The organism is Paenibacillus xylanilyticus (genome assembly GCF_047246825.1).
Lineage (GTDB): Bacteria > Bacillota > Bacilli > Paenibacillales > Paenibacillaceae > Paenibacillus > Paenibacillus xylanilyticus_B.
This window is the reverse complement of sequence record NZ_JBFOLB010000003.1, coordinates 128909-154031: the sequence shown is the minus strand read 5'-3', so window position 1 is coordinate 154031 and position 25123 is coordinate 128909. Positions and strand designations below refer to the sequence as shown.

Sequence of the window (25123 nt, the reverse complement as noted above, 5' to 3'; positions counted from 1 at the left end):
ACATTATTTTTGTCAAAGTAGCAGGCTTGTAGGAGGGGAACGTTAAGATGAACAAAGGACGCGTTGTGAGCATCATGGGTCCGGTTGTTGACGTCGAGTTTGATCGCGGCGGTCTGCCGGAAATCCTCAATGCCATTACGATCACTACAGTAACCGAAAGCGGCGTAAGTGTAAGTCTTACACTCGAAGCTTCGAAACATCTGGGTGACAACCGGGTACGTTGTATCGCGATGTCCTCCACGGACGGTCTCGTACGTGGTATGGAAGCCGTAGATACAGGAGCTCCAATCTCTGTACCTGTTGGGGAAGCGACACTGGGTCGTGTATTTAACGTACTCGGCGAAGCGATTGATACTGGCGGTACTGTAGCTGCTGAACATAAAAACCCGATTCACCGCTCTGCTCCTGCATTCGATGAACTGACTACCCAAGCAGAAATGCTTGAGACGGGTATCAAAGTTATCGACTTGCTGGCTCCTTACGCCAAAGGTGGTAAAATCGGTTTGTTCGGTGGTGCCGGTGTAGGTAAAACCGTTACGATTCAAGAATTGATCAACAACATTGCGCAAGAGCACGGTGGTATCTCCGTATTTGCGGGTGTTGGTGAGCGTACACGTGAAGGTAATGACTTGTATCACGAGATGAGTGATTCCGGCGTTATCAACAAAACAGCAATGGTCTTCGGACAAATGAACGAGCCTCCAGGCGCACGTCTTCGTGTAGCCCTCACAGGTCTGACGATGGCGGAATACTTCCGTGATGAAGAAGGCCGTGACGTGTTGCTCTTTATCGATAACATCTTCCGTTTCACCCAAGCGGGTTCAGAAGTATCTGCCTTGCTCGGACGTATGCCTTCTGCGGTAGGTTATCAGCCTACGCTGGCAACAGAAATGGGTCAATTGCAAGAGCGTATCACTTCCACGAAAAAAGGATCGGTTACATCCATCCAGGCGATCTACGTACCTGCGGATGACTATACGGATCCGGCTCCTGCAACAACGTTTGCTCACTTGGATGCAACAACGAACCTGGAGCGTAAAATTTCCGAGATGGGTATCTACCCTGCGGTAGATCCACTGGCATCCAGCTCCCGGATCTTGTCACCAGAAGTTGTAGGTGAAGAACACTATAGCGTTGCACAAGGCGTTAAACGCATCTTGGCGCGTTATAATGAGCTGCAGGATATCATTGCTATCCTGGGTATGGACGAGCTGAGTGAAGAAGACAGAGCGCTCGTTTACCGTGCTCGTAAAATTCAACGTTTCTTGTCCCAGCCTTTCCACGTTGCTGAAGCATTTAACGGTATCCCGGGTAAATACGTTCCGGTTAAAGAAACGGTGCGCAGCTTTAAAGAAATTCTCGAAGGCAAGCATGACGATCTGCCGGAAGCAGCATTCCTCTTCGTGGGTACAATTGAAGAGGCAGTGGAGAAAGCCAAAACACTGGTATAATCTGAATCCAGGATTGTCCTTATGAAGCGAGCTATCCTTCGGATAGTTTCAGGAGGGATGGAATTGAGCACCTTTTTGTTGGAAATCGTAACACCTGAGCGTTTGGTCTATTCGGAGCAAGCGGATAGCATCATCGCTCGTGGTATTGAAGGGGAACTGGGGATCTTGCCAGGTCATATCCCTATGGTTACACCATTGCAGATTGCACCGATCGTTATCAAAAACGGAAAAGAGAACAAGCAGGTCGCTATAGGCGGCGGCTTTATCGAAGTCCGCAAAGATAAGGTTGTTGTGCTCGCAGAAAGTGCCGAATTCCCGGAAAACATCGATGTGGATCGTGCGCGTGCAGCGAAAGAGCGGGCAGAACGCCGTCTCAGCAGCCAAAGCAACCAGGACCACTTTGATCACCGCCGGGCAGAGATCGCTCTGCAAAAAGCGGTTAACCGGATCAACGTATACGGCAAATAAACGATCTAAGAAAGCCCGGCGGCTTGATCTGCCGGGCTTTTTTTGCTTTGATTTCAAAAAGGTGAATCTTCCATTTTTTACTTTCGTGTTAAAAAAATCAATGGATATTTCATGTAATTACCTCGTTATTTTTTGTGAATGACAATCACCGTTCCTGTGAAATGGAATATATTATAGGACTATAGTAGTGGTGATAGTTACCACTAATAGACCCATTTTTGGCCAGGAGATTCCAAATTATTTCCGAGGAAATGACAAGATCGATATCGAAATAGCGCTCTTTTATGTCGTTTTAGTCACAAAATCCCGTTGATTTAAAATTAAAATATTTTCAAAGTGGAAATCAATGTAATTGACAATGTATGATGAAAGAGCCTATATTCCATAGAGTCAGCAGAGAATGCAGCTGCGTAGATGAATTCCATGATCATTCACAGCCAGATGGTGCTGCTCGATGATTGGGCAACACGAAGACTCCCTATGTAGGGCTTCAGCAGTAACTCAGTCGTGTTGTGCTGGAACAAATCATCCTAAGGACTCCGAAATGGGGATGACAAGCAAAATTACGCTGATGGCTGCAACAAATGTGGAGGTAATGAATATATGGATATTGATCTGACAAATCAGTTGAACCAGTCATTAAGCACGAATGGGCTAGTTTCGATTATCGTCTCACTGTTGTGTATAGCACTCGCATGGTGGGCTCTGCAAAACCTGAAGCTTGATCTGATCATCAGACAGCCGAAGGGTGCCCAGGGAAGATTGTTACATTTACTGCTCGCGATTATTCTGGGTCATGCGGTAGCCGGGTTCGTTATTGATTATTTATCATGGACCCAAATGCTGCGTCATTTGTTTTAATGTTGAGATGGTTGGTTAATCATCTGTTAGGTTCTTCATGCAGGCGTATTGTCGAATAACATCGATTGATTGTGTCAACAATTAGAGTATGACTTGCCTGCTAACAATTAAGAAAAATGTGTGACGTGTAATTGGTTGGATTTGAGATGTTTTATGTAAAAATGCTTGTATCGTACAATTCAACAATGTTATGATGGAAGTTAGGGAATTCACAATTGTTCACTTTAATATGAGGTTATAAACGGGATCTCCGGTTGAAACCGGCTAAAAATTATCCCAATCCGTCTGTCCTGATGTTTTGCTGACCTGTAAGGCTTAATTTACAAGTTTGCAGGCAACAGCACGGCAAGTGTTATCATCAATTTTGGATTATAAACCAATTCTTTTCTGAATAGACATCTAGGGCGTTTTTTGCCGGACTATGTCGAAATTCCACACACAGCAACAGTCCTTGCTACACAGAGGGCTCACGTATTCCGGAATGAAGAAAAGGGAATAAAAGCGCGGAGGGAACCATGATGAGCAAATTTATCGTCCGCGGTGGCAAAAGGTTGACCGGAAGTGTCAAAGTTAGCGGCGCTAAAAATTCTGTTCTTCCGATCATCGCTGCCTCTCTCTTAGGGGAAGAAGGACAAAGCGTTATTATTGACGCGCCTCCTCTAGACGATGTGATGACGATTAACAAGGTGTTGGAATCGCTGGGAGCGGGTGTTACATACCGGGACGAAGTGATTACCGTAAATGCGGAAAAACTTACTTCCTGCGAAGCCCCGTATGAATGGGTAAGTAAAATGCGGGCGTCTTTTCTGGTCATGGGGCCTTTATTGACGCGTATGGGTCATACAAGAATTTCGCTTCCTGGTGGATGTGCCATCGGTACACGGCCAATTGATCAGCATTTGAAAGGTTTCGAAGCCATGGGTGCCGAGATCAGCTTGGGTCAAGGCTATATCGAAGCTCGCAGCCAAGGACGGTTGCGCGGTGCAAAAATTTATCTGGATGTAGCTTCTGTTGGAGCTACTCAAAATATTATGATGGCTGCAACTTTGGCTGACGGTGTAACCGTGCTGGAGAATGCGGCAAAAGAACCTGAAATCGTGGATCTGGCCAACTTCCTTAACGGAATGGGTGCCAAAGTCCGTGGCGCTGGTACAGGAGTTATTCGCATCGAGGGTGTGGAGAAACTTACTGGCGTGAAGCACACGGTAATCCCGGATCGGGTGGAAGCAGGTACTTATATGGCTGCTGCTGCAATTTCGGGTGGTGACGTGTACATCGAAGGTGCGATCTCCGATCATTTGGGTTCGGTTATTGCGAAGATGGAAGAGATGGGTGTTACCATCCTGCCGGATGAGAATGGTGTTCGTGTTATTGCGGATCGCCCGCTCAAGGCTGTGGATGTGAAAACATTACCATACCCTGGTTTCCCTACTGATATGCAGTCCCAGATGATGGCGCTCTTGCTTGCATCTGAAGGAACCAGTGTTGTAACCGAGACGGTGTTTGAGAATCGCTTCATGCATGTGGATGAGTTCCAGTTGATGAATGCGGAGATCAAAGTGGAAGGCCGTTCGTCCATCATTACAGGCAATGCCAAACTGAAGGGTGCCAAAGTGACAGCTACTGATTTGCGTGCAGGTGCTGCACTCATCATTGCGGGTCTGGTTGCTGAAGGTACAACTGAAGTCGGCGGTGTTCATCACATCGACCGTGGCTATGTTCATCTGGCTGAGAAGCTGAATGGACTGGGAGCTGACATTTACCGTATTTCGGTTGAAGAACCGAAACTGGATGCAGCTAAGCCTGCCAACGAAAAAGCTGAGGAAGAAGTGCCAATGTTCAAGGTGCAACCGACTTGGGCCTAAATCATGAATTGCAAAAAGCTAAGCCATCTGGCTTGGCTTTTTTTGTGCTCTTTTTTTACATATAGTGCTATAAGCAATGTAAGCGGATATTCAGTACCTGATTCTATTAATAGCTGGTCCTAATGGAAGAGCATCGAATCCAATACTGTATATATACATAAAAAAAGAAAGAACACATTTGAGAATGCAGTGCATTGTCTTATCATGCAAAAAAGGCTGTAGAACAACACTTTATCCACTATAGCAGAGCAATGTTAATCTAAGATTAAAAAGAGTTGCCTATGCTTCGTTTCTCTCAAATCAGGTTCTATCAGATCGGCACGGCTCATACCCTAAACTATGGATTTGAACAAAAGGACCGGTATTTGACGGCCTATGTACAACGGAGGGTATGTCGAAATGAAAGAAGCTCGTGTGCAGGTTAAGGTCCCCCTTGTCCCCCGTCCAATGATGGAGGAGTCGAATGAGACTTCAAATGCTGAAACGGAAAAAGACAAGCTAACCTCAATGGATATCAGAACCCCTTATGCAGAGAACAGGAGATCCATCGGTCCAACTCAATCAGTAGACCGGGGAGCTGAACGTGAGCCAGCAGGGCGTATTCATGTGCCCGTCATTGAGCTCGATCAGTTCCGGCAAGTAAAGCGGCGCCGAATGCGTGCATTTGGCAGAAGCCGTAGATGGTCAATCGGCTCCAAGCGCTGGCAGTCCGCTGCTGCAGTATCAGGCTTGCTGGCGCTGGCACTCCTGATCCCGGCCATTCTGGTCTGGCCCCGGACGAATGATCCGGCAGAGCCGACTCCAGTCACACCAACAACAGGCAGCGTATCAACTCCAGCGCCTGCTCCGGCCGTACCCGTCACGTACCCTGAACCGAACGTAAGAGTTTATCTCTCTGCAACGGGAACTACCATGAATCTCCCGCTTGAGGAATATGTGACGGGTGTCGTTGCGGCGGAGATGCCTGCTGAGTTCAGGTTAGAGGCGTTGAAAGCCCAAGCAATTGCAGCGCGTACCTTTATCGTCAGAAGGTTGGCGGCACATGATACCAGCGGTGTACCATCAGGGGATGCAGATGTCACGGATACGGTCAACCACCAGGTGTTTCTGCCACCGGATCAGGTGAAGGATGAATGGACACGGCTTGGAAAAGCGAAAGAGTGGGAGAAGTTACAGCAGGCCGTCCGTGAAAGCCGGGATGCGGTTATGACATATCAGGGCAAGGCCATTACCGCCTCCTTTTTCTCCACGAGCAACGGCTATACCGAAAACGCCGAAGATGTATGGGGTAATGTCGTGCCGTATTTGAAAAGTGTAGCGAGTCCGTGGGATAAGACATTGGCCCCGAAGTTTGAGGAAACGGTTAAGATGAAGCGCAGTGAGATTCTTCAAAAGTTAAATCTGGATGCCAGTGCTATCCCGGTTACAGCCCAGGAGGGCGGCTCTTGGATGGAAGTGCTGTCAACAACAGAGGGCCACCGAATTAAGGAAATGCAGATCGCAGGCAAAACGTTCAGCGGACCAGAGGTGCGAAAGCTGCTTGGATTAAGATCCAGTCAATTCAGCTGGAAGGCAGAGGGCGATGAGATCCAAATCACAACCTACGGATATGGACATGGTGTGGGTATGAGCCAGTGGGGAGCAAACGGCATGGCGCAGGAGGGACACACCGCAACACAGATCCTGAAACACTACTATACAGGCATCTCGTTTGGACAGGCATCGAAGATGCTGGCCTCGAAATAAGGGACATCAATACGGATGAATAAATGCGAATCAGTCTGAATTAATCCGGATAAATCCGAGTGAATTCGAATGAATACGAATGTACACAGATGAGCAGTTTAGGTTTGCCTTTTATACACCATTGACTCTAACTAATCTGAAATACCTTATGAGGCATATCAAGACGAATGGAAAGTTTAACGAATCTCAGAGGTGTTATATCAAGACGTATCACGTAATTAAACCGATAATAGCACCCAAAAGAGTAATTAGAGTGTCAACGATTCGTTAGCATTCCCAAGCTGTGAATTTCTCGCCAATAAGGCCACTTGGGTTCGTTAGAAATATTCCATTAATCTAATCTCGAGGTTAGATGGAACAGACATTTGTGCCGCGGCCTCGCCAATCACTCATCTCACTTTAACGAGCCTAGAGCGCAATTAATTGGTTTATTCAATCATATCCCATATTAAGTCGCGTCGCTTTCAGCCGATAAACTCACTTCATAAAAGGATTGGCAATACAGCAAATCCAGGCTTCTCTACCAACCACCCATTCCGGAGCTTTTAAGACTTGGCTATATCAGTCTGAACTATAGTTACACCGGAACGGAGAGTGCAGAAAAAACCTGTAGAAGCGAATCTAAAAGCGCTCTGAAAAAAAGCTGCTTCGGAAGCATAAGTTTGCCTCTATCACCGGATTTCTCCCTTGGGAGAATATAATCAGGAAATCCGGGGATAACAGCCGGTCGAAAGGTTTTCTGGCCCCGAAGCGGCGCACGTATTAACTGCTCATTCTCACATATATAGCACTCTCTGAAACCTTTGTGAAAATAATTAGAGTCGCGCGTGTATAAAAGAGTTGCACCCGGTAACACTTGTTACTGAGGTGATCAAGATGAATGAACAAAACAAAAAAACAGTCCAAGAAGAAACTCCTAAAACAACTCAAGGAGTACCGGCCAGCCAGCCCTCTTCATGGAAAAGAGCAATGTCCAAACGTTGGGTCTTCCCGGCAGCCTACATCGCAGCAGCAGGCATTATACTAACATTAGTGTGGGTCTATCAGGGTACAGGCGAGAAAACGCTGAACTCCGATCCTGCTAGTGGAGTAGTAGAAACGGGAGCATCGGGTACAGAGGAAACAGCAGTTGGTGGAGAAGAAAGCATGGAAGTTGTCGCCAAGTCGGAGAATTTTGCATGGCCAGTAGCAAGTCCGTCGGAAATTTCTGTTGTAAAACCGTTCTATGAGAACGAAGGTTCAACGGAAGAGCATGAAGCAGCGATGGTGCAGTACAACGATACGTTTATTCCAAACACAGGTGTGGACCTGGCACGTGGGGATAACAAATCGTTTGAAGTAAAAGCAGCACTCGGAGGTAAAGTGACACGGGTGGAACAAAATCCACTGACAGGTCAAGTTGTGGAAATCACGCATAGTGATAACCTCAAGACCGTATACCAAAGCCTGTCTGACGTCAAAGTGAAACAGGACGATGAAGTAAAACAGGGAGATGCGATTGCATCCGCAGGCGTAAATGAATTGGAAAAAACGCTTGGCAACCACCTGCACTTCGAAGTATACGAAGACGGTCAGCCGGTTAACCCACAAGGATATCTTCCGGAAAAATAAATGATTTTTAACGCAGAATGAAAAGGGCAGAGGGAAATCCCCTCTGCTCTTTTTTGTGCTTTTCTGAAATTATTGGGACCTTCGAAGCTTGTCACACCTCTAAACCGCGAATATATAGGCATGCTCCTCATATAATGTACCAAACTATCCACACAGTAGGGAGGCGGGAGCGTGCACGATTACATCAAGGAACGGACCATAAAAATAGGTCGCTGCATTGTCGAGACGAGGAATACGGTCCGTACCATTGCCAAAGAATTCGGCGTTTCAAAGAGTACTGTGCATAAGGATCTGACGGAGCGTCTGCCGGAAATCAACCCTGATCTTGCTGACCAGGTGAAACATATCCTGGAGTACCACAAATCCATCCGCCATTTGCGGGGCGGTGAAGCGACCAAAATCAAATACAAAAAAACAAGCGGTAAAAAACGTGAGGTGTTGGCTTCCGCTAAATCGTAACAACCGCGGAAAGACGTAGGTCAAAAAGCTCACACATGGATTGAATCCCTCCCCTGAAGTATGATATGTTAAAAGCTGGTACAGGATCGAATTATGACATCTTATCAGCCCGATTTTTACATATATATGTTGCACTTTGTCGAACGAGCGGTGACGTGATAAGGGACTCTTTTTCACAGGATACGCTGACCAAATAATATCACTTTGGGGGCTCTTTTATGTTTAGCAAGGATATCGGTATTGATCTTGGCACGGCGAACGTGCTTATTCACGTGAAAGGAAGTGGGGTAGTCCTCGATGAACCTTCCGTCGTGACCATTGAAAGCGATACGAAGCGGGTCCTTGCTGTTGGGGAAGAAGCGCGTCGTATGGTGGGGCGTACTCCAGGTAACATTGTTGCCATTAGGCCGCTGCGTGACGGCGTTATTGCGGACTTCGAAATTACGGAAGCGATGCTCAGACATTTCATTAATCGAGTGGGGGCGAGAAGCTGGTACAGCCACCCGCGTATCTTGATCTGTGCACCAACGAATATTACTTCCGTGGAGCAGAAGGCCATCCGTGAGGCTGCGGAGCGCAGCGGTGCCAAAGAAGTGTTTCTGGAAGAAGAGCCGAAAGCGGCAGCGATCGGTGCGGGAATGGATATTTTTCAGCCGAGCGGCAATATGGTCGTGGATATCGGCGGCGGAACGACTGACGTTGCAGTCCTGTCTATGGGCGACGTAGTCACCGCCTCTTCTATTAAAGTCGCAGGGGACAAGTTCGACGAAGCGATTATCAAGTTTATCAAAGCTAAGTACAAACTCATGATCGGTGAACGCACTGCTGAGGATCTTAAGATTGCGATTGGTTCCGTAAACCCGGCTGGACGTCAAACCGAGATGGATATTCGCGGGCGGGATATGGTATCCGGTCTGCCTGTTACCGTAACGGTGTCGGGAAGTGAAGTGCAGGAAGCGCTATGGGATTCCGTGCAATCCATTATCGTTGCGGCGAAGTCGGTATTGGAGCGGACGCCACCAGAGCTGTCGGCGGATATTATTGACCGGGGTGTTGTTTTGACAGGCGGGGGTGCTCTGCTGAATGGACTGGACGAACTGTTGTCCAATGAATTGCATGTACCGGTATGGGTTGCAGAGGATCCGATGCATTGTGTCGTGAAGGGGACAGGCATTATGCTCAACAATTTGGATCAGGTGGTTAAGAAAAAGTTCTAATCTGCCGATATAAATATCTAAAGGTTCGCCTATACTCGGGAACAGAACGGACAAGCTATGGTCCTGTGACGCAGGACAAGCGCTTGAGGAGAGGGGTTAATTCATGCTAAGAGGTTTGTACACCGCTACCGCGGGAATGATTACGCAACAACGCCGCCATGACACTGCGACTCAAAATATTGTAAATATGAACACCACGGGATATAAACAGGTGAACAGCGTAAGCCGTTCCTTCCCGGAAATGCTCATTACGTTGGTCGGTGGAGATGCCAATGTTCCAACGAAGCGGCTGGGCAAGCTGAACACAGGGGTGTTCGCGGAAGAGAGCTTGTCCATGAATTTGCAGGGAGCGATTATGGAGAGTGGGCAGAAGAGTGACTTCGCCATCTCGTCCAATCTGTCCGTGAATGATCCGCAGACAGGACAACCTGTCGCTTTTGACGGTTCAGGCAAATTTGTACGAGCTGACGGTACGGTGATCTATCAGCCTCAGGCGTATTTTACGGTGCAGGATGCGGAAGGTAATACAAGATATACACGCGATGGTCACTTCCAGGTTACAGGAACGGGAGAACTGTTAAGCTCAACAGGAGCTCAGGTTCTGGATAATAATGGAGAGCCTGTTGTGTTGACAGGCTCGGTGGACCAATTTAAAGTGGATGAGCAAGGCCGTCTTGTTGATGCGGTCACAGGAGCGCCCACTGGCGTTACACTTGGAATCAGCGTCATCGATCAGCCGAACCAACTGGTTCGCGAGGGTGACGGTAATTTTAGCCTGTACGATCAGGAAGGCGCTACAGCGCGAATGATGGCGGCGGGAGATAATGTACAGATCCGTCAGGGTTATCTGGAAGGGTCGAACGTGGATGCTTCACAGGCTACGGTGGATATGAATGCGGCCTACCGTGCATATGAAGCGAATCAGAAGGTTGTACAATTCTACGATCGCAGTTTGGACAAAGCCGTCAATGACGTGGGTCGTGTATAACACGCGGCAATAGGGAGGATGAACCAATAGATGAATAATTCCATGATTAGTGCGAAGGTCTCCATGACCGCAATACAGCAGCGTCTGGATGTCATTTCCGATAATATTGCCAACGTGAATACGGCAGGCTATAAAAGCAAGCAGGCAGCGTTCGAAGATGTACTGACCCGGGTGCAGCAGCAGCCAGACAAGTATAAGCTTGATGGACGATCCACCCCAATGGGGTACAACCTGGGATTCGGTGCCCGTCTGACGGAAGTGACGAAGGATATGTCTCAGGGTACACTGAACGAGACGGGGAATCCAACGGATCTGGCGATCGAAGGCAACGCCATGTTTGCCGTTGAAGCGAATGGTCAGAAAATGTGGACACGTCAAGGCGCATTCCATTTTGTCCCTGATCCAACACCTAATCCGGACCCCAACGCACCTCAGATGATGGTGCTGGTTAACGGCGAAGGCTATTTTGCGCTTGATCGCCAAGGTAACCGGATTACTGCTCCGAATAACAGCAAAGTGGCCTTCGATGAGAAGGGCAATCTGCTGATCCGTCGCGGCAATGAAGCTAATGCAACGATTGGAGCACAACTGCAGCTTGTAGATATCGAACGTCCGGAAGGACTTGTACAGTATGCAGATAACCTGTTCGGTCTGGATGCCGGATTAACCGAGGACGATGTGTTTGGAGCTAATGCGGCAACACGTGAAGCGACGGCCATGATCCGTGCAGGGTACCTGGAACAATCCAACGTTGATCTGACACAGGAGATGGCATTATTGATGCAAGGGCAGCGGACATACCAGCTGGCAGCACGCGCACTGACATCAAGTGATTCGATGGCGGGTCTTGCCAACACTATAAGAGCATAAAAGGTGAATGCGATGACAGATACACAGAAGCAGAACAGCAAGCCGGAGAAGAAGGAAGTCAAGAAAAAGAAGAGTGGATGGCGCATCGCCAGAGGGTTTCTGATCCCGGTCTTGCTTGTTCTGGCCCTCGCTGGCGGCATGGTCGCTGGTTATGTGGTACTGGGCAAACAGGATATCGGCTCCGTATTCCAGTGGAGTACCTGGAAACATGTATATGATCTGGTGTTCGCTTCATGATCGTGAAATAGCGAAAACTCCTGCGCAGGCAGGAGTTTTCTTTTTGGCGTTGAAAACAGTATAATGATGGATGACGTTTGACGTCAAAAGAGGCCTCCCCTGCGAAAGACGATTGTCATCGCGAAGAGAGACCCCTTATCTCAACCTTCACTACTGCAGTCATGAAGGATAATAGTAGTGTTAACCGAAAATGTGCTTTTCATACCAAATACAATAAAACATTTATATGAATTGATATTTTAAACTTTACACGTCAACGGAGAGGGCAGAAAAAACCTGAAGAAGCGTAGCGTTCGCCTTTATCACCGGATTTCCCCCTTGAATAAGGGGATCAAAGAAATCCGGGGATAACAGCGATCGGAAGGTTGTTCTGCCAGCGTAGTGAATGGTGTAAATTTTAACGGTTTAATTCATATAAATAACCCTGAAAGGAGATTACACTGTGCTCGATAGCAAACAGATTCAAGCGATTATCCCGCACCGTCCCCCGTTTCTGCTGGTGGACAAGATTGTAGAGATGGAGGATGGCAAGCGTGCCGTTGGTTTGAAAAATGTAACGATCAACGAACCGTTCTTCATTGGTCATTTTCCGGAGTACCCGGTAATGCCGGGTGTATTGATTACTGAGGCACTGGCTCAGGTTGGGGCAGCAGCCATTCTTAACGTGGAGAGCAACAAAGGCAAAATCGGCTTTTTGGCGGGACTGGACAATTTCCGATTCCGTGGACAAGTTGTGCCCGGAGATACGTTGATGCTGGAAGTAGAGATCACGCGCCTGAAGGGTTCCATTGGTAAAGGCAAAGCGACAGCCCGCGTGGGAGACAAAGTGGTTGCTGAAGGCGAGATCATGTTTGCACTGTCTGACCCAAGCTGATTACATACGTGAGCACTTGCATCATTTAGGATTATTCTTGAATGATGCAAGATGCTGAAGTAGCTCAGCAAACCATTGAATTTATATAGACGGAAGGGGTTTATAGGAATGGAACAGTTAAGCGGAACAGCAGCACAGACGTTACAGCAGTGGTTGGAGGATGCTTCGATTGATGAAGCGACGAAACAGGAGCTTCGTGATTTGCAGGATCAGCCGAAAGAGCTGGAAGATCGTTTCTATCGAAATCTGGAGTTTGGTACAGGTGGATTGCGTGGGGTCATTGGCGCCGGAAGCAACCGGATGAACAAATACACCGTTGGTCGCGCGACTCAAGGGTTTGCACGTTATCTGCTGGAGCAGCATGGGGAAAAAGAAGGCAGACCTTCTGTTGTTATCGCCCATGACTCCCGTCACTACTCGCCTGAATTCACGCTGGATGCTGCTTTGGTTCTTGCCGGAAACGGCATTGTAGCCAAGCTGTTCACATCCCTGCGCCCTACGCCGCAGTTGTCCTTCAGCGTGCGCCATTTGCAAGCAACGGGCGGCATTGTGGTAACGGCAAGTCATAATCCTCCGGAATATAACGGATACAAAGTGTACAACCACGAAGGCGGTCAACTGGTGCCACATGAAGCAGAGAAAGTCATCCAATACATTCAGGAGGTTCCTTCCCTCGCGGATGTGAAAAAGCTGACCCAGGAAGAAGCTGAAGCTCAAGGTTTGCTGGTATGGCTGGGTGAAGAGGAAGATCAGGCGTTTGTTGACACGGTTGCCAGCGTGAGTCTGAGCCGTGACCTGATTCAATCCGGTGTAGGCCGTGATTTCAAAATCGTCTTTACTCCGCTCCACGGAACAGGGAACGTCCCTGTTCGTCGTGTGTTGGAGAAAATCGGTTTTGAACAGGTACACATTGTGGCAGAACAAGAACAGCCGGATGCTGAATTCTCCACAGTCAAGTCGCCTAACCCGGAGGAACGGGAAGCATTCACGCTTGCGATGAAACTCGGTGAATCCGTAGGTGCTGACATTCTGATCGGTACAGATCCGGATGCAGACCGCATGGGTGCAGTCGTGAAAGACAATGATGGCAAGTATTTCGTACTGTCCGGTAACCAATCCGGTGCGATCATGGTGCACTATGTGCTCAGCCGTCTGCAAGAGACAGGCAAGCTGCCAAGCAACAGCGCAGTAGTCAAAACGATTGTAACAAGCGAGATGGGAGCCGTCATTGCCGAGCACTACGGTGCTGAAGTGATGAACACCCTGACAGGCTTCAAATATATCGGTGAAAAAATGAACCAGTTCGAAGCAACCGGCAGTCATACCTTCCTGTTCGGATATGAAGAAAGCTATGGCTACCTGGCAGGCAGCTACGCGCGTGACAAAGATGCCATCCTGGCTTCAATGCTCATTGCAGAGGCTGCTGCATATTACAAAAACCAGGGCAAGACGCTCTACGATGTGCTGCAGGAGCTCTACAACCAATTCGGATATTTCCTGGAGAAGCTGGAGTCCCGTACGCTGAAAGGCAAGGACGGCGTAGCACAAATTCAGGCGAAAATGACTGATTGGCGTTCTAATCCACCACAAGAAGTCGCGGGTATTGCCGTACAAGATGTGTTGGATTACTCCCTTGGTCTGGATGGCTTGCCGAAGGAAAACGTCCTGAAGTTCATTTTGGCAGATGGATCATGGTTCTGCCTGCGTCCTTCTGGTACAGAGCCGAAGATCAAAGTATACTTTGCGGTACGTGGTGAGAGCCTGGAAGATGCGGAAGGTCGCATTGAGCGTCTGGCTGCCACGGTAATGTCGCGAGTAGATGCACAATAAGTACGAACGTTGTACGAAGCATGAATGGTTGAAAGCCTCTCCGCACCGTAAGGTTGGTTGGCGGAGGGGCTTTTCTTTTAGATGGAATATTTGCAGAGGTTGAAGCAGGGTAGTCGGATATTAGAAGGCTTGTTGACACAAGCTGTGTATATACCCGTTAATTATTTTAAGGAATGAATTACTTGAGCTGAACGTGGATTTGGTTCCAACACTTGAGGAGGTACATGTAGTGCGTCAAAAATGGCTTTATTGGAATACCGCTTCCCGGAAGTGGCTGTGGCTTGTTGTCATCATAGGTCTGATTGCTTCCATCCCCGTTATCAGTGATCGGGTTCAAACGGAATCGACCGCCAAGAAGGTGGAGCTTGTATTCAATTATAGAGGTCTGTTGGATATATCGGCTTATCAAGCCCATCCGCAGGATTTCATGAATGAGCAATTAACTCGTCTGAAAGATGCCGGTGTAACAACGATGGCCGTATTCGAAAGTACGCTGGATGAGCTTAGAAAGTCACGTAAACTGACAGTATACAACGGGCAGGATGTTGCCAACCTGACTCAAAATGTGGTTTCTCCTAACGAGAACTTCACGTATGTACTGTTCACATCGGAAGAAAATGCCCAAACCTATACACCCATCATTGAACAAACGTTCGCGGATCGTCAGATTCCGGTGGTGCCATGGGAATATGAAGGTCACAGCGGCTTAATTTTGCAAACTCCTCCGGAGAATGCCAACATGCAGCCTATGCAGCCGGATCCGGTTGCCGTGAAGATGCTGCGTGATAAAGGGTTTTACATTTTGCCAAGGATCGCGGATAGCGTTCCTTACAGCCAGGAATCGATGGAGCGCCTGCTTACATTCTTCGAAGAGAATGGTGTGAAGCGTATCCTGTTTGATGGCGATGCAGTGAAAGGGTACAATGATAATGCGGAGATGAAGAGTCTCGATCAGTTCGCACAATTGCTGAACAAACATGATATTGGACTGGCAGCGATTGAGAACTTGAAGAAACCTCAATCCGGTTTTGACACCCTTGCTTACAAAACGGACTACAACGTCGCTCGTTTGTACTCGTTAAGCGAGGGAGATGCCAATCTGGAAGTGGACAAGATTGCTGACCGTTTTGTTCTGGCTACCAAGGACCGCAACATTCGTATGCTCTATTTGAATGCTGGACCAAGCCGAAACACGGCCAAAGCCATGATTACAGATCCAATTGAGAATCTGATCAACAGTCTGGGTGAACCGGGACATGCCGTTGAACGTATGGAAAAACGCGGATTCGAGCTTGGACAAGCCGAGGCGTTTACGGTAAAAGAATCTTCGATTCAGCGTTATGCCAAGCTGGTTGCGCTGATTGGTGCGATTGCGATGATTACCCTGATGGTTTCGTACTTTGTACCATTGCTGACACTGCTTGTATTTGTACTAGGTTTGGTTGGAAGTGCAGGCTTGTTCCTTCTCAAACCAACTTTGCTGGAGCAAGGGATTGCCTTGCTTGTAGCGATTGCCGCGCCGACCATAGCGATGGTGCTTGCGGTTAGAACCGTGAATTACCAGCAGCAGCGTCAGCCGGACGCATCTGCGGGTCGGCGATTGACACAAACGTTGATTTTGTATGTAAGAACGTCCATTTTGTCGTTCCTTGCGGTTCCTTTTATGATCGCATTGCTCAACAGCATTACGTATAGTCTGGTCATTAACCAGTTCAGGGGCGTCAGCCTGCTGCACTTTGCACCAATGGGGCTGGTTGCCATTTATATCTTGTTTTATCGTGGATCGGGTACGATCTCCATTAAGCAAATCAAAGAGATTCTACGCATACCGGTTAATGTACTGATGGTTGTTCTGGCGGTTGTTGCAGCCGCAGCTGGATATTATTATTTGACACGTACAGGCAACTCGGGTTCTGTGACCCCATTTGAGATGTTCCTGCGTACAACGCTGGAAGATACATTTGGCGTACGACCAAGGTTCAAAGAATTTGTGCTGGGGCACCCGCTGTTTATCGTTGGCGTGTTCGCCGCTTTAAAATATCGTCAAGTCATCTTTGTACTCATTATTGCAGCGATTGGACAGTTGTCCATGGTGGATACGTTCGCGCATATCCATACACCGGCTGTATTGTCTCTCATTCGTGGAGCGATGGGACTGGGAATTGGCTTAATCTTCGGTATCATTGCTGTGGGTGTGTGGCAAGTAGCGGAAGGATGTTGGAAAAAATGGTCACCACTTCTAAAAAGTTAGTCATCTCGGGATATTATGGATTTCGCAACAGTGGAGACGAAGCGGTACTGAAGTCGATTCTGACTGCACTGGAAGAGGAGAGTCATAGATCCGGCGTCACCATTGAGCCGATCGTGCTCTCCATTGATCCGGAGTCGACGACCTCCATGTATGGTGTTCGTTCCGTCCACCGTATGAAATTGAAGGAAGTTCGCGAAGCGATCAAGGAAAGCGACGGGTTGATCAGTGGCGGCGGAAGTTTGCTGCAGGATGCAACCGGACTGAAATCCATTCCCTACTATCTGGGTGTAATCAAGCTGGCCCAGTGGCTGAAAAAACCTACGTTTATCTATGCCCAGGGGATTGGACCGGTTAACCGCAAAATCTTTAATCCGATGATCCGATCCGTTTTCAAGGGTTGTAAATATGTTTCGGTGCGGGATGAACAGTCTGCTGATTATCTGCGCGGGCTTGGACTGCAGTGGAATCAGATTCATGTTGTGCCTGACCCGGTTATGGGGCTGCCTTTGCCTGAGGGTAAAGGGGTGGATGGTACTCCGGCTGGGGTTGCTCCCGCGAATTCTGATGGTGCATCTGCGGGGCAAACCAAGCTTCCGGTGATCGGTGTATCCGTGCGTTTCTGGGAGTCCGATCGGAAGGAATTGACAGCCATTGCCTCAGGACTGAAAAAGCTATGTGCCAAAAAGGCAGTGCATCTGTGTTTTATGCCATTTCATTTGCCTATTGACGAGCAGGCATCACGTTTTATTATGGAGATGCTTGGTGACGTCACCAGCAAAGGAAGCGAAGTTAGCATAATCCAGGATCTGACCGATCCACAGCTCATGCTGGAGGAAGTTAGCAAGTGTGATGTTGTCATTGGCATGCGTCTGCACAGTTTGATCTATGCCGCATCGCAATATGTGCCACCTGTGGGCATATCATACGATCCCAAAATCGATCAGTTCATGCTCCGTTTGGATAGTGAACCTATAGGAAGCACAACTGCACTCGATGGGGACAAACTGGCGAAGAGCGTAGCTGCACTTCTTGATCAGCGTTCGCAGTGGCTCAAGGAAAATGAAGATCGCATTACTGAACTGAAGCAGGAGGCCAGAGTGCCTGCACAGCAAATAATTAACTATTTAGGCCGCAAAGGGTGAGATAAAGATGAATCAGACCGGACCAATACCTACCGTTTCGATCTATGGCATTCCTTTTTCCAAACTGACGATGAAAGAAACGGTGGAGACTCTCCGGGAAGCCGTGTTGTCGAAGAAGCCGCATCAGGTGATTACAGCGAATCCGATCATGGTAATGGCAGCACTGGAGAATCCGTCCATGATGCAAGTGATGCAATCTGCAGAGTTGATTGTACCGGATGGTACAGGCGTCGTATGGGCTGCCAATTATTGTGGGGATCCTGTGGCAGAGCGAGTACCCGGATTTGAGCTTTTACATGAATTGCTGCGTGTTGGAGAAAACTATCGCTGGGGCGTTTATTTGCTCGGTTCCACCCCTGAGGTGATTCAAGAAACGGCAGTTCGGTTACAACAGCAATATCCGGCGATTCGCATTGTAGGTTATCGCGACGGTTATTTTGGTCCGGCTGAGGACGAACAGGTGGTTGCTTCCATTCGTGAAGCTGCACCAGACTTGCTGTTTGTCGCACGCGGCGCGGATACGCAGGAGCCTTGGATTCACAAGTACAAGGACGCGCTTCAGGTTCCCGTAACCATGGGCGTTGGAGGCAGTTTTGATGTCATTTCAGGCAAAACCAAACGTGCACCTAAACTATTCCAGAAGCTGAGACTGGAGTGGTTTTACCGTCTGCTACGTGAACCGAGCCGTGCGGGCCGCATGCTTGCGCTTCCAAAATTCGCGATTAAAGTGATCCAGGACAAAGAAAACGTGACTAAAGTCCGTTAAATACAGGCTATTACGAGAAAAATGCTCGTTTTTGCTAAAAATTGAGGTTGGCGTTTCGCCTGTGATCAGCGTATAATTCATTCCGGATTACATGTGTGCCAAGAATGAACCAAACCGTTACACTTGACACTACGATTGCAAGGCAACCTTCGATCGCTGTTATCCCCATATTTCTTTTATTAACCCTTTTTAAGGGTGAAACATGGTGATAAATGCGACCGCTTCGCTTCTACAGGTTTTCCTTGCCCTCTTCGTTATCGTGTAACAAATAATCTTCATTAAATATGGCTAACAATATTTCTTTATATATAAAAAAGAGATCAGGGGATTTATAATTTCGTATGGGTATTATAATTGGGGGTCGAATGTTCAAATGGTAGCGATCTTTATCATTGGATTTATCGTGTCGATGGGACTGGCTCTTGCCCTGACACCGCTTGTCAAAAAGTTCGCGGTTAAAATAGGTGCAATGGATACGCCGAATGCACGTAAGGTGCATACTCGGATCATGCCACGTCTGGGTGGCTTAGGTATATTTCTGGCTTTTATTATTACGGTAGCTGCACTTCTTCCTTTTGTATCTGCATGGTTTACCACAAGAGATATGAGCTTTGTCAGTGCCTTTCTGATCGGCGGATCGATTATCGTCCTGATTGGTGCACTGGATGACCGTTTCGAACTGTCAGCCAAAGTAAAGCTGCTTGGACAGCTCGTTGCAGCTGCAGTAGTCGTTTTCGGATTTAATATCCGGGTGGATTTTGTGAACATTCCTTTTCAGGATTCTTATTCCTCACTGGAAGCTTGGGTATCCATTCCGCTGACGATTCTGTGGATTGTTGGTGTGACGAATGCGATTAACCTGATTGACGGTCTGGATGGTCTCGCTGCCGGTGTATCCGGTATTGCGATTGGTACTATTGCCGTGATGTCCTTCCTGATGGGGAATATGATGATTGCCTTGATGTGTCTTGTATTGCTGGGCAGTATTGTCGGCTTCCTGTTCTTCAACTTCCATCCGGCCAAGATCTTCATGGGAGATACGGGATCACTATTCCTTGGTTTCTCTCTGGCGATGCTCTCTATGCTTGGGTTCAAACAAATTGCTGTCGTGTCCTTCATCACGCCGCTGATCATTATCGGTGTACCACTTTCGGATACCTTCTTCGCGATCATTCGTCGTGCGGTACAACGGAAACCGATTTTCTCACCGGACAAAGGTCACCTCCATCACTGCTTGCGTGAGCTTGGATTCAGCCACCGTCAGACGGTGCTGATCATCTACGGTATTGCCGCATTCTTCGGTGTACTGGCGATCATTCAATCGTCGGCCGCCATGTTCGAAGCCAACTGGGTAACGTTTGTCGTGATCTGTATCATGATGTTCTTCCTTCAGGTTGGTGCGGAAGTTATCGGACTTGTAAGTAAAACCAGACGACCGGTTATTAATTTCCTGATGCGCATGCGCGTCAAAATTAATCCGGAGACTCGTTCGAAATCTTAAGTTAAGTGGTTGTTTACTGCTATTCTTGAATATTATCTGAGACCCAAACCTTATCCGTCGTGGATAAGGTTTTTTTGTTTAATTTGCTGTTTTTACTAAATAATTGGAACCTAGGCGCCGATAAAAGAGTTAACTGACTTAAAAAGAGGAGAGATGATACTTAATGCAACAAAAGAAACGACCGTTGGTATGGATCATGTTGGTCACCATGGTGCTCTCATTGTTCCCACAGGGTCTGTTCAGTAGCAACGTTGCGTCTGCAGCGGAACCTGAATCTATAGCTACCTATTTTATTCCCGATATAGCTAGCTTGAGTAAAACCTCTGGACTATCTCTAACAACGAGTGGCACAACGCTAAGCCGTGATAATGTCTACAAAACAACAAATCCAACTCTTAGTATCACAGGTACGTTTTCTTATGTATCCAAAGATACAATGAGTGTCAAAATTGAACAGCTTAACTCGGTGTCCAAAGGTGCTACAGTTTGGGAAACGGATAGTACACACTTTACAACGGGTACTGTAACTGCAAGTACGACATCTTCGAATAAATTTGAAGCGAATAACTTGAACCTATTCTCAGGCTTCAATAAAATTACCTTTTACGGTAACCAAGGCAGTGTGGAAAGATCAGAAACGTTCTACGTTCTATATGATAAAGTACCGTATGTAGAGAGTTTAGAAGTTTTTTCTGGCACCAATTCATATAATATGAATGAGGGCGCACAGACCGTTGTTACAACGCAGTCTGTTTCCGTTCAGGGTGCAGTTCAGAATGCAACTAAAGTTACGGTTTCAGTTAACGGGGAAACGCCGCTTCTGACTTCATTGCTTGATGATGGAAAGTTCTTCACTCCTCAGATGAATCTGAAGTCCGGTTTGAACTCGTTCAAATTCGTAATCAGTAATGCTTCTGATTCCATTACAATTGAACGAAATGCGTATTACTACAATGCAGAACAGCCTTTCAGTAAATTGGAAGTAGTGCATGGCGGCAGCAATTATTCTATCGTTGATAATAAGCCGACGCTGACATCTGAATCTGGCGGGAAACAAGGAAGTTTTGCAGTTCAAATGCTGCTTCCTTACACTGCAAGCACAAGTACTTTTGATTCAGTTGGTACAGTTAGTGTGAACAACGTGGATAAGTCCACGACATTAAATAAGACAACGGAGCCCGAAGTAATTATTCCAGGAGCAGACGGCGTTACTCCAATGTACCGCTTGGTTACATTTACTACGTCTGCGTATGACTTCCGTACGGAGAATGTTGACGGTACCGGTGATATTATTCAAGAAGAACAGAGGGCTTCTCTTACAGTAACATATGGTACGTTTACAGCAACCTTTACAGGAAACTTCAAGTATCTTCCTGGAGATAAATTGATAACAAACATGTATTACCTCCCGGATTATGATGGCAAAGTTGTCTCCAAGGTTGCGTTGAATGGTGCTCAAGTAGAGGAATCTGAATTCTACATTATGGTTGAATCAGATACCGATCTTGAAGGGGCCAAGCTGGAGGGGGCATATCTCCCGCTGGCAACCAAGAAATTAAGCATGGAAGTTCAGAGCACGGATGGAAAGACACAAGTTTGGAAAATTAGTGGTTTTGCAACAGGTCAGCAACAGGTTAAATTTAATTTCGTTAGTGCAAGTTCTTCATATAATGCGAGCATATCTTATTCATCCAAAAACTATATCTATGTATCAAACTTGTATGATGGACAGACCTACACGTTTAACTCCAACACAGATTCCAATAAGTTAAATGTTAATGGACAGTATATCGGATTTGAGGGAATTAATGATCCCCAATTTAATGCTCAGGTTTTTGTAAATGGTGTCGACCAGCATGCTAGCGGAGATCTGAGCTGGCTACCTCTTGATGAGGATAGCAATGGAAAGAAGATACGTACTTTTAAACTCGAATTCTCAATTGATCGTGCAGGTCAAATTGTTTATGGTGAAAACACGATCGTTCTGACGGGGACTTCTGCTGATGCAGGAGGAAATCTCATCGAGATTCGTAAAGAGCTGCGTATTTACATTATTGATTCCAACGTATCTAATATTGATGCCTTTATGCCGGTGTTGATACCGAATGATGCACGTCAGCAATTTACTCACGATGAGGTATCAGACTATACGAAAACAGAATTGTCTAATATTTTCTCGGTAACACCGGAATTTGCATATCGAACAGATAAATATGTAACGGGTGAAGAGACTTATGATCTGGTTCTTCGTGGTGGTGGAGCACAGATTATTAATTTGAAGTTTGGATCTGACCAGATGTTTACCAGTACAAATTTTCCAGATATGAATAAAAAAGATACGGCCTCAAGATACTCGAATACGTTCACTTTTAATGGTAAAAGCTATAATTTCGATTATGCAGGGGATCAGGATGAATTCATTCTTCGTATTAAAGATCTAGAATTCGAAGCACCGGGCAGCCATGTCTACACTCTTGAATTGATTAACAGTACAGGTGCGAGATCGACTCAACGCCTTGAAATTTTGCGTGAAGCATCTTCCTACCGTATTTTGGCTCCGCAGCCAACTGTAGGAGATAAAATTGTGGTAAACAAAAACTTTGTGCGTTTTGATATTGAAGCAGAGGGTGCAACACAGGTACTTATTGATAAAGAACCAGCAACCCCTCGTTTGGATATTGAAGATCGCTTCGTATACGATTATGTAGGTCTTAAAGCGGATAAAACGACAGATATCAAGATTCAAGTTATTCGTGACGGTGGCACTATTGATGATGTAATTAGTGTCTACTACACAAGTACAGCAACGATTGACAGTCAATACATGGCACCGAAAGTAGCTACCAAATACAGTGTGTTCAATAAAAATCTAGAATTGTCTTTCCCTAAAGGAACCTTGCTGCAGTCTGCAAGTCAAGTTGGAGGGGGAGTAACCAAATTTTATCCGGACAATAAATTGTTGTTTGGTATTGCCGATCCAAAAGATGGCGTAGTTGAACGCAGAAATGACTATGGTAATATCATTAATGTTAACGCTGATGGAAGAAGTGAGAATGGAGAAAGTACAATTATCATCCCAGATAATTTGGTTCTGTACTTTAACTCCACCTTGAATACAAGTAATTTCACACTAGTATCGGATATTTACTGGATTAATGGTGGAATAGGTGAGCAAGGAAATAAAGGGGATACCGGATACAAAGCTGGTACAAATGGTTTGCCTCCTTATTACTTGGATCAGTTGTACTTCACTCAGATTCCAGCTGAACGTAAACTGGTACCATCCAATCGCGGAACGCTGAAATTGAACTATGATTCAACAATTGTTGATGAAGTGGGTTCAACCATATCTGTGTTCAAATATACAGATAAGGGAGTTTGGGAGAATATTGGTGGGGAAGTAGATACCAATAAACACACCATTACTGTGCCTTTTGACGAGTTCGGATACTACAAGGTTATGAAATTAAGCAAGAGCTACACAGATATCACGAACCATCCTTGGGGACGTAATCTGCTGAATGCACTTTACTCCAAAGGGATCATGAACAATCTGCGTTATAACGAGTTCGGTTCAGATGATCAGACAACACGTGGAGAGTTTGCTACTCTGCTGGTTAAAGGTCTGAGTCTGCCATTGAACTATGATAACAATCAAACGTTCTATGATATTGTTCCTACATCAACATCAACGACATGGGATTACGCTTCCATTGAGACGGCTGCCCGTGCAGGTATTGTACAAGGACTAAGTGACGGCTTCTTTGGAGCTGATCAAAGAGTTACTCGTGAACAGGCAGCGGTGATGATTGCACGTGCAATGAGCTTAAAGCTGTCTGCCAATGACAGTAAGTTGTCTGCCAAATTAGCCAAATCATTTACAGATTCCACAGCAATTGATTATTATGCTCGTCCTGCTATTGAGGCAGTGAACAAGCAAAAAATCATGGAAGGGAATCCTGTGACAGTTGCTGGCTCCACAAAGACATTGTATCAATTTAACCCGAAAGGGAACCTGACTCGCGCAGAGGCATCTAAGATTGCTGTAGAACTCTTGAAGAAGAGTACGAAGCTCTTCCCTAAAAACTTGAGTTAATTGATGTGACAACATCCATGCATTATAGAAAGGACCTGTCCCTTATGCTATAGGGGACAGGTTCTTTTCATGTGTAAAACCAACTCCCATAGAACGCCTTTTTAAATAGAAAGAAAAAACTTTTTACCAATAACTAATTTTGTAATTTGATAGAGTTTAAGATACAATAACGATAAATACACAATGATCTAGAGGGTGAAGTTAGCAAATGAAACCGATTTATTCGAAAGCCCAGCTGGGCTACATGAAGGCAAAGACACAGTTCGAAAAGCAGGCAGTCATTCTGGAAAAGAAGATAGAAGATACACGTAAAACGCAGGAAATTTCTCAGGAGGTAATGGAAGGGCTTGTACAAGCGACTGGCTTCCATGATGCGTATAATAATTTGACTCTGGCTGAGAATGAATTGATTGAATGGTCCCATATCACCATGAAGCATGAAAAGACCTACCGGGAGAACAGACAACCGATTGACGATATGTATCTGAGATTGAACAGTGATCCTAAGATGCGTGCTCAAATCATTGATCTTGCGATGAAAATTCGTTAATTGACATAGCGAACCTTATAAAAGGAGGCTTTCTATATAGAAAGCCTCCTTTTATTTATCTTTAAAATTTAGAAAAATTTGTCGCTTCATAGCGTTGGTTATGGGGTAAGAAATAAACGTTCATGTTAATCGCGACACAGGAAAAAATTGTTCTAGAGCTAACATAGTAAGGAGCAAGTAAGGTTTGAAATCATCAATGACCCGCGTTGTAGCAATGCATAAATAACTTTAAAACTTTTTTTGAGGAATCCGCAACTTTTTGAATTCTGCTGCGTTTAAGATGTAGAGTCAAAAACATTGGGGCTGTTACCAAGAATGACCTCGTGAAGAATCTTGTCTA

At 46.4% G+C, this 25123-nt stretch carries 19 protein-coding genes; all 19 read left to right on the top strand.

Translation table 11 applies throughout. The annotated features are described in order from the left end of the window. The first annotated feature begins 47 nt into the window (after positions 1–47). The 19 genes from atpD (at position 48) to AB3N00_RS20005 (ending at position 24783) form a co-directional block, all read left to right on the top strand. The gene (atpD, locus tag AB3N00_RS20095) at positions 48–1451 is read left to right on the top strand and encodes a F0F1 ATP synthase subunit beta (protein WP_175396664.1); all 1404 of its coding nucleotides are present in this window, start codon (positions 48–50) and stop codon (positions 1449–1451) included. A gap of 63 nt (positions 1452–1514) precedes the next feature. Next, entirely contained in the window at positions 1515–1919 is a 405-nt protein-coding gene (locus AB3N00_RS20090) for a F0F1 ATP synthase subunit epsilon (protein WP_413036175.1), read from the top strand. A gap of 603 nt (positions 1920–2522) precedes the next feature. Next, the gene (locus AB3N00_RS20085) at positions 2523–2780 is read left to right on the top strand and encodes a DUF1146 family protein (protein WP_413036174.1); all 258 of its coding nucleotides are present in this window, start codon (positions 2523–2525) and stop codon (positions 2778–2780) included. A 518-nt stretch (positions 2781–3298) separates the two neighbouring features. Continuing rightward, positions 3299–4645 (top strand): UDP-N-acetylglucosamine 1-carboxyvinyltransferase, encoded by a 1347-nt coding sequence (murA, locus tag AB3N00_RS20080; RefSeq protein ID WP_413036173.1) that lies wholly within the window; start codon positions 3299–3301, stop codon positions 4643–4645. Between the two features lie 399 nt (positions 4646–5044). Beyond that, positions 5045–6391: a stage II sporulation protein D gene (gene spoIID / locus AB3N00_RS20075; RefSeq protein ID WP_413036172.1), complete on the top strand. Its 1347-nt coding sequence runs from the start codon at positions 5045–5047 to the stop codon at positions 6389–6391. Positions 6392–7267: 876 nt separating this feature from the next. Next, positions 7268–8002, top strand: coding sequence for a M23 family metallopeptidase (locus AB3N00_RS20070; protein ID WP_175396660.1), 735 nt, complete (start codon positions 7268–7270; stop codon positions 8000–8002). Between the two features lie 171 nt (positions 8003–8173). Further along, complete coding sequence (gene spoIIID / locus AB3N00_RS20065) at positions 8174–8461, top strand: sporulation transcriptional regulator SpoIIID (protein WP_024632710.1); 288 nt, start codon at positions 8174–8176, stop codon at positions 8459–8461. A 218-nt stretch (positions 8462–8679) separates the two neighbouring features. Next, positions 8680–9678: a rod shape-determining protein gene (locus AB3N00_RS20060; RefSeq protein WP_413036171.1), complete on the top strand. Its 999-nt coding sequence runs from the start codon at positions 8680–8682 to the stop codon at positions 9676–9678. Positions 9679–9781: 103 nt separating this feature from the next. Continuing rightward, on the top strand, positions 9782–10666 hold the full coding sequence (locus tag AB3N00_RS20055) for a flagellar hook-basal body protein (RefSeq protein ID WP_413036170.1): 885 nt from the start codon (positions 9782–9784) through the stop codon (positions 10664–10666). A gap of 30 nt (positions 10667–10696) precedes the next feature. Further along, positions 10697–11536, top strand: coding sequence for a flagellar hook-basal body protein (locus tag AB3N00_RS20050; protein WP_413036169.1), 840 nt, complete (start codon positions 10697–10699; stop codon positions 11534–11536). A gap of 12 nt (positions 11537–11548) precedes the next feature. Then, positions 11549–11773 carry a DNA-directed RNA polymerase subunit beta gene (locus AB3N00_RS20045; protein WP_413036168.1) on the top strand — a complete coding sequence of 75 codons (225 nt, stop codon included), beginning with the start codon at positions 11549–11551 and terminating at the stop codon, positions 11771–11773. Between the two features lie 442 nt (positions 11774–12215). Continuing rightward, positions 12216–12647, top strand: a complete 432-nt coding sequence (fabZ, locus tag AB3N00_RS20040) for a 3-hydroxyacyl-ACP dehydratase FabZ (protein ID WP_175397056.1) — start codon at positions 12216–12218, stop codon at positions 12645–12647. A 108-nt stretch (positions 12648–12755) separates the two neighbouring features. Continuing rightward, the gene (locus tag AB3N00_RS20035; RefSeq protein WP_413036167.1) at positions 12756–14477 is read left to right on the top strand and encodes a phospho-sugar mutase; all 1722 of its coding nucleotides are present in this window, start codon (positions 12756–12758) and stop codon (positions 14475–14477) included. Positions 14478–14706: 229 nt separating this feature from the next. After that, positions 14707–16728, top strand: coding sequence for a DUF5693 family protein (locus AB3N00_RS20030; protein ID WP_413036166.1), 2022 nt, complete (start codon positions 14707–14709; stop codon positions 16726–16728). Continuing rightward, complete coding sequence (csaB, locus tag AB3N00_RS20025) at positions 16704–17870, top strand: polysaccharide pyruvyl transferase CsaB (RefSeq protein WP_413036165.1); 1167 nt, start codon at positions 16704–16706, stop codon at positions 17868–17870. Before AB3N00_RS20030 ends, csaB begins: the two co-directional genes overlap by 25 nt. 7 nt (positions 17871–17877) lie before the next feature. Further along, positions 17878–18636 carry a WecB/TagA/CpsF family glycosyltransferase gene (locus AB3N00_RS20020; protein ID WP_175396652.1) on the top strand — a complete coding sequence of 253 codons (759 nt, stop codon included), beginning with the start codon at positions 17878–17880 and terminating at the stop codon, positions 18634–18636. A 373-nt stretch (positions 18637–19009) separates the two neighbouring features. Next, positions 19010–20137, top strand: coding sequence for a glycosyltransferase family 4 protein (locus tag AB3N00_RS20015; RefSeq protein WP_175396651.1), 1128 nt, complete (start codon positions 19010–19012; stop codon positions 20135–20137). A gap of 163 nt (positions 20138–20300) precedes the next feature. Further along, on the top strand, positions 20301–24233 hold the full coding sequence (locus AB3N00_RS20010; protein WP_413036164.1) for an S-layer homology domain-containing protein: 3933 nt from the start codon (positions 20301–20303) through the stop codon (positions 24231–24233). A 208-nt stretch (positions 24234–24441) separates the two neighbouring features. Further along, a complete protein-coding gene (locus tag AB3N00_RS20005; RefSeq protein WP_413036163.1) occupies positions 24442–24783 on the top strand; it encodes a hypothetical protein in 342 nt (113 codons plus the stop codon). Positions 24784–25123: the final 340 nt, after the last annotated feature.